Here is a 15,879-nt window from a genome sequence, read left to right as displayed (position 1 = left end):
GCCCCGGCCGGCACCCCTGCGCCGGCCGCCCGAGTCTCAGCGTCCCTGGAAACGAGGCTCCCGCTTTTCCATGAAGGCCTGCCGACCCTCCACGTAGTCAGCACTTGCGAAGCATTCGGCGACGAGGCGTTCGCAGAGGGCCCGGTCGCGCTGGTCGGAGTCTTTGAGAACCTCTGTAACGATCTGCTTCGAGGCACGAACGGTCAGCGGCGCGTTTGCAGCGATCATGCGGGCGCAGTCGGCGACGGCCGGTTCCAGCTCTTCCGGAACCACCACGCGGTTCACGAGGCCAAGGGCGGCGGCCTCGGCAGCGCCAAAACGTCTGGCCGTGAACATGATGTCCTTCGCCGCAGCGGGCCCCACGATGCTTACCAGGACCTTGAGACTGCTGTAGTCGTAACCAAGTCCGAGTCGGGCTGCAGGAATACCGAAACTGGAATGATCAGCGGCGACGCGAAGGTCGCACGCGAGCGCCAGACCAAGCCCGCCGCCGACGCAATGGCCGCCGATCTCGGCAATCGTGGGCTTCGGACAGTTGCCAAGGGCGCTGTGCGCAGCGGCCGTGGCATGGTTGTAGCTGTCGGCCGTGTCCCGCTGCCGCTTGCGCTCGAATTCCGAGATGTCGGCACCGGCGGAAAACGCTTTGCCGCCCGCGCCACTGACGACGACCACCCGGACGGCCTCGTCCGCCGAAAAGGCCTGCATTACCGAAGCGATTCCGCGCCACATTTCATAGTCGATGACGTTGTGTTTCTCCGGCCGATTCAGGATGAGCCGGGCGACGCCTTCAGACGTCTGCGCGATCAGGGAAGCTGGCAGTGCAATAGGCATCGATCGGTTTCCTGCAAAAGAAAATTGTCGGTCTGAAACTACCCGCTAAGCGCAGGACGCCCGCGCGATCGCGCTGTAATTCGGCCGGTGCTCAGATAATCCCTTGGTCCTGAAGGGTGCGTAACTCGTCTTGGCCGATGCCAAGTTGGCCAAACACCTCAGCGTTGTGCTGCCCCCGCTCAGGAGCGGGCTGAAACGGCGAATCAGGGGCGCGACTAAGCTGGATCGGTTGGTTGACCAGGGCCAGATCACCCAACCGCGGATGCGAGACCGGACGGGCCATACCGAGATGTTCGACCTGCGGATCGGCGAACGTCTCGTCGATCCGGTAGATGGGGCCGCAAGGAACGCCGGCTTCATTGAGGACCCGGATCCAATGGCCGCTGGTTTCAATGCCAAGGCAAGCCTCGAGCTCGCGATGCAAGTCATCGCGGTTGTCGGAGCGCCCCTCCGCAGACGCGAAGCGCCGGTCTTCCACCAAATGCTCGGCGTCGAGCGCTTGGCACAGTCGCCGCCAGATGACCTCACCCGACGCTGCGATATTGATATGCCCGTCTGCCGTCCGGAACACACCGGTCGGCATGCTGGTCGGGTGATTGTTGCCGGCCTGCGGCGGTACTTCCTGATCCATAAGCCAGCGCGCCGCCTGGAAGTCGAGCATCGCGACCTGAGCCTGGAGGAGTGAGGTGCCCACCCACTGCCCCTCGCCGGTTTGCTCGCGCTCCAGCAGCGCCATCACAATCCCGAACGCGCAATAGATACCGGCGCTGAGGTCCGCGACCGGTATGCCGGCCCGCACCGGCCCCTGGCCAGGAAGACCCGTGACGGACATGAGGCCGCCCATGCCTTGCGCAATCTGATCAAACCCTGGCCGTCCGGCATACGGGCCATCCGCGCCGAAACCGGAGATGCTCGCGTAAATCAGCCCGGCGTTGATCCGGCTGAGCGTCGGGTAGTCAATGCCCAGGCGACCCTTCACATCCGGTCGGTAATTCTCCACCAGGACATCGGCCTTGGACACGAGCCCGTGAAACAGCGCCAGGCCACGCGCGTCTTTCAGGTTGAGCGTGATGGCGCGCTTGTTGCGCTGCAGGTTCTGAAAATCCGAACCATCCCGCCTGCCGCCCAGGCCAGCCGAGGTGTCGACAGGTTCGGGCGGCTCGATCTTGATCACGTCGGCGCCCCAGTCGGCCAGCTGGCGCACCGCGGTTGGGCCTGCCCGCACTCGCGTCAGATCCAGCACGGTGAATCGGGACAGTGGGCCTTCTCGGAGCGGCATCGCGGTTCCCGCCTGTAGTGTTGGGTAGTCCGGTCGCGCCGCATTGTGCCCGATTCTGGCGCTCGCGCGCCAACCCGACCGCTGCAGGACCCGGAAGCGCCAGCGCGATGCGCGCCGGGGGGGCCGGGCCGCCGTGCCCCCGGGCTGGAACGTCGGAAATTGACGCACCGAGTTCCACTCGCCGGAAGCACCCGGCAAACGTCGCGTGCCGCCCCGAACCTCGGCATAAACGATTGAATCGGCGTTGACGCAGCGATACATTCCACGGGTTGCTTGGCACGGTCGACGCTACCGGCCTACCCACTGGTCCGCGTTATCGTACGGATAAATTTGGCGGGGGCGCCGAAGCGCATGGCGCGATCATCATCCTGAGTTCCGCCACATTGCGCCTCGGCCTCATCGGGCTCGGAAGCCTTGTCGTGGCCACCGCATCGGCGTCAGCAGACACCGAAGCGGACCATCCGGCCGCAGTCCTGCTGACCAATTTGGCTCAGGATGTTGCGCCGCTGGTGTCATTCCCTGAGGAACGCCAGGAGGAGCGTGCCCGCGCGGTGCGGCGCATGCTTCACGATTACTTCAATCTTCCCCTGATCGGGCGGGCCGTCCTCGGGCGACATTGGCGCACGATCTCCGACGCACAGAAACAAGCGTACCAACACGCGTTCGAGGACCACACGGTGCAGCTGGTGGACACGCAGTTGGATCGCATCGCGGGCGGCTCTCTCACGATTCTGCGCACGATTCCCAGGAATGATCGTGAAACCTTCGTATACACGCTCTTTCGACGCGACGGCGAAGAGCCGCTGGAAGTGCGCTGGCGATTTCGGAATCGGAAACAGGACGGCCAGCCGCGCATCGTCGAGGTGGCGGTCGAAGGCGTAAGCCTGTTCGCCACCAAGCGACAAGATTTTGCCGCCATCGTGGAAGCCGAAGGCATTGATGGATTGGTCGAAGCGCTTCGATCGATGAACGAGGCTTCGCCCTGACCCCGCCCGCCCCTAGCGCCCACGCCGTCGGAAGCGAACCCGAGCGTGGGCGTTTCGCAAAGATTGGGTTCACGCTGGGCGTACTGGCGGTCCTGCTGACGCTAATCACGGAGCCGCCGGAAGGGCTCGCGGTTCCCGCCTGGCGGCTGGTGGGCGTTGCCGTGTTGATGGCCTGCTGGTGGATCACGGAAGCGATCCCGATTCCCGCAACCGCGATGGTCCCTCTCGCCCTGTTTCCGCTGCTGGACATCGCGTCGATCCGGGAGGCCGGCGAACCGTACGGTCACCGTGTGGTCTTCCTGCTGCTGGGCGGCTTCATGATTGCGCTGGCCATGCAGCGATGGGGCCTCCATCGCCGCATCGCGCTGAACGTGGTGTCGCGGGTCGGCGGCGGTCCACGACGCGTAATCGCGGGCTTCATGCTGCCTGCGGCCTTCCTCAGCATGTGGATCAGCAACACGGCCGCAGCCACGATGATGGTGCCGATCGGACTGTCCGTGTTGGCGCTGTTCCAGCAGGACGAGCACATGAGCGACCGGGGGAAGTCGGCCTTTGCCTGCGCACTCATGCTCAGCATTGCCTTCGCCGCCAACGTGGGCGGCATGTCCACTCTGATCGGCACTCCCCCGAACGCCGTGCTCGCTGGCGTTCTGCAGGAGACATTCGGATACGAGATCAGCTTCGCCGAATGGCTGGCGATCGGGCTGCCGATGACGATCGTGTTCCTGCCCCTGATCTGGATCGTCCTGACGCGGGTCTGCTTTGCGGTGCCGGCGGGCAGCGCCCCGCATCATCAGAAGCGCATTCTGGCCGACGTCCGCGCCCTTGGTCCGCTCTCGCGCGCCGAGATCACCGTCCTGCTGGTGTTGCTGGTCACGGCGTCGCTCTGGCTTGCCCGCCGCACGCTGAACGACCTCGCTCCGGGTCTCGCCATCAACGACACCAGCATCGCCGTGTGGGGGGCGCTCGCGCTGTTCCTCCTTCCGGTGGGTCGTGATCCGGAAGGCCACCGGGAGTTCGCCCTGGACTGGGCGACCGCGATGCGGCTGCCCTGGGGAGTGCTCGTGCTCCTGGGAGGTGGATTCTCGCTCGCGGCGGCCATCAAGGCGACCGGACTTGCAGCCTGGATCGGCGACAGCACGGCGGTGGTGGCCGTCCTGCCGATCCTCGGCCTCCTGTTCCTCGTCACGCTGTTGATCGTGCTGCTGACCGAGATCAATTCGAACACGGCAACGACGGCGACCTTCATTCCCGTTCTGGCGGCGGTGGCGGTAAGCATCGGCGAGAATCCGCTGCTGCTGTGCATACCGGCGACGTTCGCAGCGTCGGCCGCCTTTATGCTGCCGATCGCCACGGCACCCAACGCCGTCGTCTTCGCGTCGGGTCACGTGCCCAGTTCCGCGATGCTGCGGGCAGGGCTGGTGCTCAATCCGATCGCCGCCCTCGTCATCGTCGCGCTTACGTGGTTCCTGCTCGGACCGGCGCTTGGCGTGGTTCCCGGTGATTTTCCGGACTGGGCCGTCAATTCCGGTTGATGCTACGGTTCCGTTTACAGCCTATGTTTGGGACTTCTATCGAATAGTTGACAAGCTCACGTTGCCAGCTTCCGATCCGTTTCGCGGGTCACCGGAGTCAGCTGAACCGAACGTTCGCCGCGCAGCTGCGCCCGCCCCCGACGCCCGTCGTTCCGTGCAAATCGAACAACACAGGAACAATAAGAGGTCACCGTGGGTCTGTCAGCTATTCGACATAAGCCCCCATGTTTCCTGGCGACTGAGGTTGCCCTTGCTCGGGAGGAGTTGAGTTGATCGCATGCGCATAGCCGTCCTGAAAGAATTGCGAGCGGGCGAGGACCGCGTCGCCGCTACGCCGGATTCGGTGAAACGCTTCTGCGCCAAGGGCGCCACGGTGGCCATCGAGACGGAAGCCGGCCTCTCGTCGGGGCACGACGACAAGTCCTACGAAGCGGCAGGCGCCAGCCTGGCCCCGTCTCCAGCGGGCGCATTGGAAGGTGCGGACGTCGTTCTCAAGGTTCGGTGCCCCATGACAACCGCGGAAGGGACCGACGAGGTTGTGCAACTGCCGGCCGGCTCGATGCTCGTGGGCTTCCTCAATCCGCACGGCAATCCCGACAACGTGCAAGCGCTCGCCGAGCAACAGGTCACGTCATTCGCAGTGGAATTCCTGCCCCGCATCAGCCGGGCGCAGTCCATGGACGCGCTGTCGTCGCAGTCCAACCTCGCAGGTTACAAGGCCGTGATCGACGCGGCGGCCATGCTGCCGAAGGCAATGCCGATGATGATGACGGCCGCGGGTACCGTGGCTCCGGCAAAGGTTCTCGTGCTCGGCGCCGGTGTCGCGGGCCTGCAGGCGATTGCGACAGCGAAGCGGCTGGGGGCCGTCGTGTCCGCCTTCGACGTGCGGCCAGCCGTGCGCGAGCAGGTCGAGAGCCTGGGGGGGCGGTTCATCGAGGTCGACGCGGCGGGCGAGGACGCCGAGACCGAAGGCGGCTATGCCCGCGAAATGGGCGAGGACTACCGCCGCCGCCAGCAGGAACTCATCCACGACGCCGCCGCCGCCAGCGACGTCGTGATTACCACCGCCCTGATTCTCGGTCGACCGGCCCCGGTGTTGCTTCCGGAAGCCACGGTTGACGGCATGCGGCCGGGCTCGGTAATCGTCGATCTGGCAGTCGAAGCAGGCGGCAACTGTCCGCTGTCCCGAACCGGCGAGACGATCGTACGCAACGGCGTGCGGGTGGTGGGGCCCAGAAACCTTCCGGGCACGTTGAGCCACGATACCAGCGCACTCTATGCGCGGAATCTGTATGCATTCATGGAACCTCTGATCGCCGAAGGCGGCGAACTCCACGTCCCCTGGGACGACCCGATCATTGCCGCCAGCGTCGTGACCCGGGATGGCGCCGTCGTGCACGACGCACTGAAGGATCAAGCGAATGGCTGACCCAACCATCATCAACATCACGATTTTCGTGCTGGCCGTGTTCGTCGGTTACTACGTCGTGTGGTCCGTGACGCCGGCACTGCACACCCCGTTGATGTCGGTCACCAATGCCATTTCCGGGATCATCGTGGTGGGCGCCCTCATCGCGCTGGGAATCGCCCCGCAGGATGCGAGCGGCGGCGGGTCGCTGTCGACCGCGCAATGGCTCGGTGTCGCGGCCACGGGACTGGCGGCCGTCAACATCTTCGGCGGCTTCATCGTCACCCAGCGCATGCTGGGCATGTTCCGGCGCAAGGAACCGCGGGGTCGCTCGTGAGCGCCGATCTCGCTGCGCTGCTCTATCTGGGCGCTGCCGTCTGCTTCATTCTCGCCCTGAAGGGCCTGTCCTCGCCGGACAGCGCCCGGCGCGGAAACCTCTTCGGCATGGCCGGCATGGCCGTCGCCATCGTCACCACCCTCCTGCAGCCCGGCATGGGCCAGTTGGGATGGACCGTGGTGGCCGGGGGATGTGGAGCCGTGGTAGGCGCGGTCATCGCCCTCCGGATCGAAATGAAGGCGATGCCGCAGCTGGTTGCGGCGTTCCACAGTCTCGTCGGCATCGCCGCGGTACTGGTCGCCTGGGCGGCCCTCCTTGCGCCTGACGCGTACGGGATCGGCAGCGCGGGCGCGATCCACCTTGCCAGCCGTGTCGAAATGGCGCTGGGAGTCGTCATCGGGGCCATCACGTTCACCGGTTCCGTGGTCGCTTTCCTGAAGCTGCAAGGCCTGGTCAGCGGCTCACCCACCGTGTTCCCGCTGCAGCATCCGCTCAATCTGCTGATCGGAATCGTGATCGTCGCGTTGATCGCACTGTTCGTCGGCGACGAGAACGTGGTCTGGTTCGCCGTCATGACCGCGCTGGCGCTGGCGATCGGGGTGCTGCTGATCATCCCCATCGGCGGTGCGGACATGCCCGTCGTCGTCTCCATGCTGAACTCGTATTCCGGCTGGGCGGCAGCAGGCATCGGCTTCACCCTGCAGAACACCGCGTTGATCATCGTCGGGGCGCTGGTCGGCAGTTCCGGTGCCATCCTGTCCTACATCATGTGCCGAGCCATGAACCGGCCGTTCCTGTCGGTCATCCTGGGCGGGTTCGGCCAGGAAGGCGACGCCGCCGCGGCCGACCAAGGCGACCGCTCGGCGAAGGGGGGAAATGCGGACGACGCCGCCTTCATCATGGGCAATGCCTCGGGCGTGATCATCGTGCCCGGGTACGGCATGGCCGTGGCGCAGGCCCAGCACGCGCTCCGCGAGATGGCGGATCTCCTGAAGGACAAGGGTGTGACCATCCGGTATGCGATCCACCCGGTGGCCGGCCGCATGCCGGGTCACATGAACGTCCTGCTGGCCGAGGCCACCGTTCCCTACGAGGACGTGTTCGAGCTCGAGGAGATCAACAGCGATTTCTCGGCGACCGACGTCGCCTTCGTAATCGGCGCCAACGACATCACCAATCCGGCCGCAAGGACCGACCCGAGCAGCCCGATCGCCGGCATGCCTATCCTCGACGTCGAGCAGGCGAAGACCGTGTTGTTCGTGAAGCGGAGCCTGGCACCCGGCTACGCCGGCATCGATAACGCCGTCTTCTATGGAGAGAACACGCTGATGCTGTTCGGGGACGCCAAGAAAATGGTGGAGGATATCGTCCGGGCACTCCGTTAGGAGCGATTGTGCTGCCGGTGGGCGGTAGCCCAAGGCGCTATGAGCATCGCTTGGCGCTGATCCCGTGTCGACGGACGATCCGCCAGATCAAGACCCTGCTCGGCGCCGCTCCGGGCCGCATACTCGACCCCGCGGTCCGTTCCATCGCGGGGATCGGGGGAGCAGAGGCTTCGCCGTCGAAACACCGGGCGTCGGGCGCAGCTCAAGTCAGTGGCGATCCTGACCGTCCCGTAGCAATCAACAGGTGACAAGTTGTGGCAAGTGGTCGAAGTGGCGATCGGAGGTGCACAGAACCAGGTCGTGCTGCACCGTGAGGGAGGCGATCCAGAGATCGTTCGTCGGAATGGCAGCACCCTTGGTCCGGAGTTGAAGGTGGAGCTGCGCATAGTGGTGGGCGGTCTGCTCGTCCGGCAAGAGGACTGACACCCGCGAGCTCGCCAGAAACCGCTGCAGGTTGGCCGCGTTGGCCGACTCACGGTCGGCGGCGGCGAAGCCCGCGCGAAGCTCGCCGAGCACGATGAGGGGCAGCGCAATCGAACGCGCCGCGCGGACGACCCGGACCCGTTCATCCTTGCCGCGCATGAAGTCGCTGTACGCGTTGGTGTCGAGTGCGACGTTCACTTCCAGGCGTCGCCGTCGACGCGCTCGAAGTCGGCGATGGCGTGATCGAACGCCGGGTCTTCCTGCCAAGTGCCGACTAGATGATCAAGGTCCGTGTACTCGGTGGCGCCGGAGTCAAGCTGCAGGCCGCGAGCGAGCGCCTCGACAACCACAGCGTTGATGCTCTTGTCTTCGCGTCTGGCGCGGTGGCGCACGGCGCGGTCGACCGCCTCGGGGACGGAACGGATCGTGTACTGCATTCCCATGATGCAGGCAATGTACTCAAGAATTGCAGGCAGTCAACGTCTCGCCCTCGACCGCGTCGCCTGGGTCGACGGGTGATGCACCGGGGTTCATTCAGGTGGTGCCGGCAAGCTCGGTGGCGAGCGCCGTGATGTCGGTTCACTGCGCAACCGCCGGCACGCGCCTCATCCGTCGAGACAACCCAATGCGGCCTGGAGCTTGCCTGGCTGCGAAAAAGCTTCCGAGCCGGCCTCAAGGTGCGCAAGCAGCCGCGTCACGACACTCGGCTCGATGCGCTTGAAACTTGCGCCAGCGGGGCGGAACTCGGGCCGGGAGAACGGAAAGGGCCAATGAGGGCCACTAGGCTGACCGCCAACCTGCGCACTCTCGACAGCACGCTACCCCGGAAGGCGTGGACTCGAGCCCGAAGAGCCGGACGCCCGGCCCATTCGTCACCAGGAGTTGCGCAAGTCGCGCAGCGCAAGGAACACTGCTTCTTCATCGAGGCCGGTCGCCGAGCCGGCTTCTCCGTCGAGCAATCGGGCCATCACTTCCGGCTGGTCGAGGCGCAGGAAGACGTTGATCTCTCGTTCGAGACCGAGGCTGGTGGGAACTGCCTGGTGGGGATCCCGTCCACGTACTTCCTCAAGCAAGGACTGCGCCCGCACATTGCTGGGTTCGCGGTCGAGCGTGAAACCGAGGTTGTGTTCCAGGTAGTCGTGTCCCGGATACACGGTCACGTCGTCGGATAGCTTCGCGATGATCCTGCGAAAAGTTTGATACAGCTCCTTGGGGTGACCGCCGTTGTGGCAATTGCCGGCGCCAGCGTTGAACAGGGTATCGCCAGAGAACAGCGACGGTTGGTCCGCATGTGCGAGCAGGCAGACATGGCTCATCGTATGGCCGGGCGTATCCAGAGCTTCCAATTCCACCGTTCGGCCGACCCGGATGGAATCCCCCGCCTTAAGCGCCACATCGATGCCTTCGATGGAAGCTCCGGCACCCGCATGGGCATACAGCGTGGCCCCGGTGGCCTCCCGCATGCGTGCGTTGCCCCCGGTATGGTCCAAGTGCTCATGCGTGTTGACGAATTTCGTAATGGTCCAACCGCGGCGTTTGGCCTCGGCCAGGCAGAGGTCTGCGGCCAGCGGGTCCACCGCGAGCGCCTCGCCGGTTTCCTCACAGGCGATCAGGTAGTTGAAATTGCGGTAGTCATTGTCGGTGTAGATTTGCGCAACCTGCATGTCAGCTCCGAACGACAGACGCGGGTACCACCCCAAATTATACGGCACTCTGCCGCGCGCGGCCGGGGAAGACCACGCGCCACCGGACACCCGTTCCTGCGGTTGCCGCCCCGGACTTTGGCCGGTACGTTCCTCCCTCCGATCCACGCGGAAGCAGACCATGCGCATCAAGGGAAACGAAGCCAGCCCCGGCATGGTGATTGAACACTTGGGCAGCATCTGGCGCGTGGTACGGAAGCAGGCGGTCCGGACAGGCAAGGGTGGCGCCTATGCCCAGCTGGAACTGCGCAACCTCGAAAACGGCAGCAAGTTGAACGAGCGGTTTCGCGCCGCGGAAAACCTGGAACGGCTGTACATTGAAGGCCGCGCATATCAGTACCTTTTCGGCGACGGGAGCACCGTCACGCTCATGGACACGACGACCTATGACCAGACGGAGTTTCCAGCAGCCATGGTCGGCGATGCCCTGCCTTTCCTGCAGGACGGCATGGATGTCACGGTCGAGTACGCGGGGGACAAGCCGGTCGCGATCCGGCTCCCGGACACTGCGGTTGCGGTCGTCACGGAGACCGAAGCCGTTGTCAAGGGCCAGACCGCCTCGAGCTCATTCAAACCTGCCGTGCTTGACAACGGTGTTCGGACCATGGTGCCGCCGCACGTGGAAACCGGCACCCGCGTCGTGGTCAACACGCTCGACGGGGCATACGTAGAACGAGCCAAGTCGTAGGACGCGTGGCCGCCAGCCGTGCCCTATCCGACTGCCATCATCAACGTCATGTCAGGCGCTGCCGAGAAGGCGGCCCGCCCGCTCCGCCGTGATTTCGGCGAAATCGAAAACCTCCAGGTCTCTCTCAAGGGGCCCGACAACTTCGTTACATCCGCAGACATACGAACCCAGGAAATCTTGCACCGCGAACTTTCGCGCGCGCGGCCCGGCTACGGTTTTCTCATGGAGGAAGGCCTGGAGGAGGCGGGCGACGGCGAACACCGGTGGATCGTCGACCCGGTTGACGGAACCCTGAATTTCCTGCGGGGGATACCGCACTTCGCAATTTCGATCGCCCTGGAACGAGCGGGCACAATCGTCGGTGCATTCGTACTCGATCCCATCAAGCACGAAGCCTACTGGGCAGAAAAAGGCCGCGGCGCCTACGTGAACGACCGCCGTCTCCGCATCACGCCGCGCTCCACCCTTGACGGAGCGGTGATCGCACTTGGTCTGCCGCACAGGAGTCGCGGGGCACACGACCTGCATCTTTCCCGCCAGCGTCAGATCATGCAGCGAGTGGCCGGACTTCGCCGGTTCGGTGCCGCTGCGCTCGACCTGTGCTACGTAGCGTCCGGCCGGATCGACGGGTACTGGGAGACTGGCCTGAACCCTTGGGACATCGCAGGGGGCATGCTGTGTGTGACCGAAGCAGGCGGTTCAGTCGTCGGGCTGCGCAGGAATTCCTGTCCGCTGATCACGGGAGATGTGGTGGCCGGTACTCCCGACATCGCGATTGCTCTTCAAGACTGCTTGGCGGAGGCTGACCGACAAGTCTGACGATGACACCAAGCGCGCAGGGGTTCAGTCCGATCGTGTTCGCCCCAGGACACCGGGTCGATGGACGTCAGACGGAGGCCTGCGGCGGCGATCCAGGGAGAGTTGCCGCGCCGCCCCCTCGGCACCTGCCACCAGCGGCGTATCCGTCGGGCAAATCATACCGCCGACGGACCCCGCTCAGCTTGATCTTTCCAAATTTTTCTGCCATTTCGTCAGGTACTGTTCGCGTTGGACATGCTGGGCCGATCGCGGCCGCGCGCGCTATCTGGCAGCGAGACTGTTGTCCGCCAGATGTGTCCCGCCTCATTCGCGGGTCGACCACTGTCGGGTCGGCCTCAGCCCAACTAGCGGGAATCAACCGTGCATAGCCCCCACCGATTCCTGATTCGCATGGTCGTGTTCGTCGTGGTGTCCGGCGGCCTGGCATCGCTGCTGCTGCCTACGCTCAGGGAGGCGTTTAACGCCAATCCGGCGCTCAACGGGCTTATCGCAGGCGTGCTGGTAATCGGAATTGCGTACTCGTTTCGCCAGGTCCTGGCGCTGGTTCCCGAAATCCGCTGGCTGGAGCGCTACGCGTCTGGCATGAGTGTCAGTATCGCCAACGCGCGGCCGCCAAATCTGCTTGCCCCGATTGCGCGCACGTTCACCGAACAGACCAAGACGTCGCGACCGCTGATCTCCGCGCTCTCCATGCGCTCGCTGCTCGACCAGGTGAACTTTCGGCTGGACGAGACCCGCGACATTTCCCGCTACATGATCGGGCTACTGATCTTCCTGGGGTTGTTGGGGACGTTCTGGGGGCTGCTCCAGACGGTTAGCTCGTTCGGCGCCGTCATCGGCAATCTCTCGATCAGTGAAGGCGGGGACGTCGCGTCGATCTTCGGATCATTGAAGGCGGGGCTGACCGAGCCTCTGGCTGGCATGGGTACTGCGTTCAGCTCGTCGCTGTTCGGACTTGCGGGCTCGCTGGTCCTTGGTTTCCTCGACCTGCAGGTTGCCCAGGCACAGAATCGCTTCTACCTAGATCTTGAAGAGTGGCTTGCTCGCCGGGCACACGTTTCTGCAGGGAGCGGCAGCGAGTTGGAGCTGGGACACACTCCGGTTCCGGTCTACGTGCAGGCGCTGCTTGAGCAGACTGCGGAAAGCATCGATGAACTCCAGAAAGCGCTGGTCAGGGGAGAGAATGAACGTCGCAACGTCAGCGAGTCGATGTCCTCGATCGCCACCCAGATTGCGGCCCTCGGAGATCAGCTGCGAAGCGATCAGTCGTCCATTGTTCGGCAGATTGAACGCATCGCCGACACTGGCGGCAATCTTGACGAACACTCCTTGGCGCATCTGCGCAGCATGGATTCCAACCTCAAGCGCTTGGTCGAAGCGAACGCCGCCGGTCAGGAGGCTTTTCTCCAAGGCGTGCGCGGCGAAATCAAGCTGCTCGCACGCACCCTGAGTACTTCCGTGCCGGAGTCCAAACCGACCAGGGTTACTTCGAAAACGACGCGACGCACTTCCTCGGCAGCAGCCAAGCCCGAGGCAAAGTCGCGCAGTACCGATCAGGCGCGGTCCAAGCGCTGAGCCTGCGGCGTGCCCACGCGACGCCAATCTCCCAACATCTGGCCGGGCTTTGTCGACGGTATCTCAACATTACTGCTCGTCCTCGTTTTTCTGCTTGCGATCTATGTCCTGTCCGAGTTTGTGCTGGGGTTGCTGCTAAAGGGGCGGGATGCGGAACTGCAGTCACTGACCTCACAGATGGATGCGCTGACAGCGCAACTTGCCCGGGAGGAAACCCAGAACGCCGAATTGTCCGAGAATGTCCTCGATCTCACCCAATCGCTCAATGACTCCAAGGCTCAAGTCAGCAACCTGCGTGGAGCCAACGTTCGCCTCAGCGATGAAGTCCGACTCCTCACCGAGTCGCTTCAGGCTGCTGAAGCCCTCGGGCAAGACCTGGAGACGAGAAACGAGCAGCTGACTCTCCAGGTCCGCGAGCTCACACAGTCGCTCGCGGCAGCCGAAACCGTTGCTGCAAATCGACAAGCCCAGAATGACGCGCTTGCGGCAGATGTCCGACGACTCACACAGCTGGTACAGGAAACCGAGACGCTCGCTGCAGACCTGAAGAACCAAAACGATTCTCTTTCCGAAGATGTGACGCAGCTCACGCAGAAACTGGCGACAGCACAGACCCGCGGCGATGACCTCCAGGCCCGGAATCAGGCCCTCGACACCGACGTTCAACGGCTGACACGAGACTTGGCGACGGCACAGACCCGCGGCGATGATCTCCAAGCCCGGAATCAGGCCTTGGATGCCGACGTTCAGCGATTGACGCAAGACCTCGCGACGGCCCGCACCAGGGGCGATGACCTTCAGACCCGGGGCGAGGCTCTCGATACGCAGGTCGAACAGCTCACACAGGAACTGGCGGCGGCGCGGATGCGCGGCGACGAGCTGCAGACGGAAAGCGAATCCCTCGATGCCGAGGTCCAACGGTTGGCACAAGCGCTGATGAGCGCCGAGACCCGTGGTGACGACCTTCTGGTCCAGAACGAAACCCTTGTTGTGGACGTTCGTCAGCTCTCACAGTCACTCGGGGAGGCCGAAGCTCGCGGCAATGAACTTCGAAACGAGAACGAGGGCCTCAACGCCAACATCCGGCAGTTGACCGCTGCGCTGGAAGCAGCACAGCGCCACGGCAACGAGTTACAGAACACAAACGAGCTACTGGCTCGCGACATCCTGCAGCTTCGGCGCGCCCTGGAAACGGCCAACACGCACGGCGAGGACCTGCAAGCGCGGAATCAATCGCTTGAGGACAACGTCAGGCAGCTTACCGAGGCTTTCGCCGCCGCCGAAACTCGCGGCAACGACCTCCAAGCAGAAAACGAAGACCTCCACGCCAGCATCCAGCGACTGGCGCAGGCTCTGGCTGCGGCCGAAACTCGTGGCGACGACCTCCAGACGGAAAACGAAGGCCTCAATGCCGACGTCACGCGCCTGTCGCAGTCTCTCGCCGCCGCGGAAACCCGTGGCGACGACCTGCAGGCCGCCAATGAAGCTCTCGACGTCGACATCCAGCGGCTCTCGCGCGCTCTGGCCGAAACCCGGAGTCGCGGAGACGAGCTCCGGACCCAGAACGAATCGCTGTCCGCCGAACTTCTGGAACTCACGCGGGCACTTGAGATTGCTGAGGCGCGCAGCAGTGAACTAAGGGGCGAGAACGATGTGCTGAGTGCAGATTTTCAGGAGCTCACGCTCTCGCTCGAGGCCGCTGAAGCGCTGGGATTGAACCTCCAGACGACGAATGAGCAATTGACCACCGACCTCCAGCAACTTACCCGGGAACTTGAAGAAGCGGGCACCCTGGAAACCGGCCTGCAGACACGCAACCGGGACCTGTCATCCGAGGTCAGGACGCTGCGGCGGTCGCTCGGTGAGGCGCAGGCACAGGAAACAGAACTACGGGACGAGATCGAACGGCTGCGTGGCAGCGAGCAGGCACTGCGTGCGAACCTCAGCCGCGTTCGGTCTTCGGAGCAAGGCCTGTCTGACCAGGCCAGAAACCTGGAGCTCGACAAGGAACGGCTGGAAGAACGACTGGCCGAACTCGCGGCGGCGGCAGCAGCAGCCCGAACGGACCTATTGCAGACGGAAGCAGACCTGGAACAGGAGCGCGCGCTTTCGGTCGCAGCAAGGGAGCAGGCGACCTTGCTGAACCGCCAGTTGGCCGACGTACGCGCCAGGCTGGATGAACTCGGACGGCTTCTGGACGCGGCCGAGGCCGACCGTGAAGCCAAGGGAATCCAGATTGTCGAGCTCGGCAAGCGCCTCAATGCGGCCTTGGCCACCAGGGTCAGTGAGCTGGCGCGTTATCGGTCCGAATTCTTCGGACGACTCCGCGACATCCTTGGCGACCGCTCGGATGTAAGGATCGTGGGCGATCGCTTCATCTTTCAGTCCGAAGTGCTGTTCGCCAGCGGTTCCGCGGAAATTGGGCCGAACGGTCGGCGCGAAATCACCCAGGTCTCTGACGCTTTGAAGGTCCTCGCTGGGGAAATTCCCGACGACGTACCATGGGTTCTTCAAATCGAGGGACATACCGACACTGACCCGATTGCTACCGACCAGTTTCCCTCCAATTGGGAGTTGTCGGTCGCACGGGCCACTGCGGTCGCCCGTATCCTCCTTGACAATGGGATGCCTCCCGAGAGGCTTTCGATTGCGGGTTTCGCGGAGTTCCAACCGATAGACCCGGAAACCAATCCGGCGGCACTCCGTCGTAACCGGCGGATCGAACTAAAACTTACCCGGCCATGACCGCATTGGCGGCCGAAGACATCGATGGACATCTGTTAGCATGGCGGCAGCAGCGAACAGGTAGTCTGTTCCGTCGGTTTGGCACCGTCTGCCCAAGCATCGATCACGGGGGCAATCGTTGCGAACCTGATTTCGCCTGATTGCCGCTAGCCTCCACCCCGGCGA

Annotated in this window: 13 protein-coding genes and 1 pseudogene; 9 read left to right on the top strand and 5 right to left on the bottom strand. The window is 64.0% G+C overall.

All coding sequences use genetic code 11. The features are described from left to right. Positions 1–36 precede the first annotated feature (36 nt). Together OXH60_01550 and OXH60_01545 are read right to left on the bottom strand one after the other, a co-directional pair. Positions 37–831: an enoyl-CoA hydratase gene (locus OXH60_01550; protein ID MDE0710804.1), complete on the bottom strand. Its 795-nt coding sequence runs from the start codon at positions 829–831 to the stop codon at positions 37–39. Positions 832–922: 91 nt separating this feature from the next. Further along, positions 923–2,110 (bottom strand): CoA transferase, encoded by a 1,188-nt coding sequence (locus tag OXH60_01545; GenBank protein MDE0710803.1) that lies wholly within the window; start codon positions 2,108–2,110, stop codon positions 923–925. Between the two features lie 419 nt (positions 2,111–2,529). Here OXH60_01545 and OXH60_01540 point away from each other — a divergent pair, with 419 nt between their 5' ends. From OXH60_01540 to OXH60_01520, 5 genes and pseudogenes are all read left to right on the top strand, one after another. After that, a complete protein-coding gene (locus tag OXH60_01540; GenBank protein MDE0710802.1) occupies positions 2,530–3,096 on the top strand; it encodes an ABC transporter substrate-binding protein in 567 nt (188 codons plus the stop codon). A gap of 95 nt (positions 3,097–3,191) precedes the next feature. Then, complete coding sequence (locus tag OXH60_01535) at positions 3,192–4,631, top strand: SLC13 family permease (protein MDE0710801.1); 1,440 nt, start codon at positions 3,192–3,194, stop codon at positions 4,629–4,631. A gap of 277 nt (positions 4,632–4,908) precedes the next feature. Continuing rightward, a complete protein-coding gene (locus OXH60_01530; GenBank protein ID MDE0710800.1) occupies positions 4,909–6,060 on the top strand; it encodes a Re/Si-specific NAD(P)(+) transhydrogenase subunit alpha in 1,152 nt (383 codons plus the stop codon). Between the two features lie 7 nt (positions 6,061–6,067). Further along, positions 6,068–6,376 (top strand): annotated as a pseudogene (locus OXH60_01525) (NAD(P) transhydrogenase subunit alpha). Beyond that, positions 6,373–7,761, top strand: a complete 1,389-nt coding sequence (locus tag OXH60_01520) for an NAD(P)(+) transhydrogenase (Re/Si-specific) subunit beta (GenBank protein MDE0710799.1) — start codon at positions 6,373–6,375, stop codon at positions 7,759–7,761. Before OXH60_01525 ends, OXH60_01520 begins: the two are co-directional and overlap by 4 nt. A gap of 237 nt (positions 7,762–7,998) precedes the next feature. Here the strand turns inward: OXH60_01520 and OXH60_01515 are convergent, their stop codons facing one another. From OXH60_01515 to OXH60_01505, 3 genes are all read right to left on the bottom strand, one after another. Further along, a complete protein-coding gene (locus OXH60_01515; protein MDE0710798.1) occupies positions 7,999–8,382 on the bottom strand; it encodes a type II toxin-antitoxin system VapC family toxin in 384 nt (127 codons plus the stop codon). Further along, positions 8,379–8,621 (bottom strand): hypothetical protein, encoded by a 243-nt coding sequence (locus tag OXH60_01510; protein ID MDE0710797.1) that lies wholly within the window; start codon positions 8,619–8,621, stop codon positions 8,379–8,381. The genes OXH60_01515 and OXH60_01510 overlap by 4 nt, the downstream gene beginning before the upstream one ends. Before the next feature lie 435 nt (positions 8,622–9,056). Further along, a complete protein-coding gene (locus OXH60_01505) occupies positions 9,057–9,848 on the bottom strand; it encodes an MBL fold metallo-hydrolase (GenBank protein ID MDE0710796.1) in 792 nt (263 codons plus the stop codon). Between the two features lie 160 nt (positions 9,849–10,008). Between OXH60_01505 and efp the strand changes: the two genes are divergently transcribed. The 4 genes from efp to OXH60_01485 all read left to right on the top strand — a co-directional run bounded on the left by efp (position 10,009) and on the right by OXH60_01485 (position 15,714). Further along, complete coding sequence (gene efp, locus OXH60_01500) at positions 10,009–10,575, top strand: elongation factor P (GenBank protein ID MDE0710795.1); 567 nt, start codon at positions 10,009–10,011, stop codon at positions 10,573–10,575. An 18-nt stretch (positions 10,576–10,593) separates the two neighbouring features. Beyond that, positions 10,594–11,394 carry an inositol monophosphatase family protein gene (locus OXH60_01495; protein MDE0710794.1) on the top strand — a complete coding sequence of 267 codons (801 nt, stop codon included), beginning with the start codon at positions 10,594–10,596 and terminating at the stop codon, positions 11,392–11,394. 360 nt (positions 11,395–11,754) lie between these two features. After that, positions 11,755–12,969, top strand: a complete 1,215-nt coding sequence (locus OXH60_01490) for a flagellar motor protein MotA (protein ID MDE0710793.1) — start codon at positions 11,755–11,757, stop codon at positions 12,967–12,969. Positions 12,970–12,978: 9 nt separating this feature from the next. Further along, the gene (locus OXH60_01485) at positions 12,979–15,714 is read left to right on the top strand and encodes a peptidoglycan -binding protein (protein ID MDE0710792.1); all 2,736 of its coding nucleotides are present in this window, start codon (positions 12,979–12,981) and stop codon (positions 15,712–15,714) included. The last annotated feature ends 165 nt before the right edge of the window (positions 15,715–15,879 follow it).

Source organism: Rhodospirillales bacterium, from assembly GCA_028824295.1.
GTDB lineage: Bacteria > Pseudomonadota > Alphaproteobacteria > TMED109 > TMED109 > VXPW01.
Note: the sequence above shows the minus strand (reverse complement) of the source record. Positions and strands in the feature narration are given on the sequence as shown.

Excerpts from the sequence above, each read along its gene's own strand:
- OXH60_01505 (MDE0710796.1), bottom strand. The coding sequence starts at position 9,848 with ATGCAGGTTGCGCAAATCTACACCGACAATGACTACCGCAATTTCAAC.
- efp (MDE0710795.1), top strand. The coding sequence starts at position 10,009 with ATGCGCATCAAGGGAAACGAAGCCAGCCCCGGCATGGTGATTGAACAC.
- OXH60_01530 (MDE0710800.1), top strand. The coding sequence starts at position 4,909 with ATGCGCATAGCCGTCCTGAAAGAATTGCGAGCGGGCGAGGACCGCGTC.
- OXH60_01545 (MDE0710803.1), bottom strand. The coding sequence starts at position 2,110 with ATGCCGCTCCGAGAAGGCCCACTGTCCCGATTCACCGTGCTGGATCTG.
- OXH60_01550 (MDE0710804.1), bottom strand. The coding sequence starts at position 831 with ATGCCTATTGCACTGCCAGCTTCCCTGATCGCGCAGACGTCTGAAGGC.
- OXH60_01510 (MDE0710797.1), bottom strand. The coding sequence starts at position 8,621 with ATGCAGTACACGATCCGTTCCGTCCCCGAGGCGGTCGACCGCGCCGTG.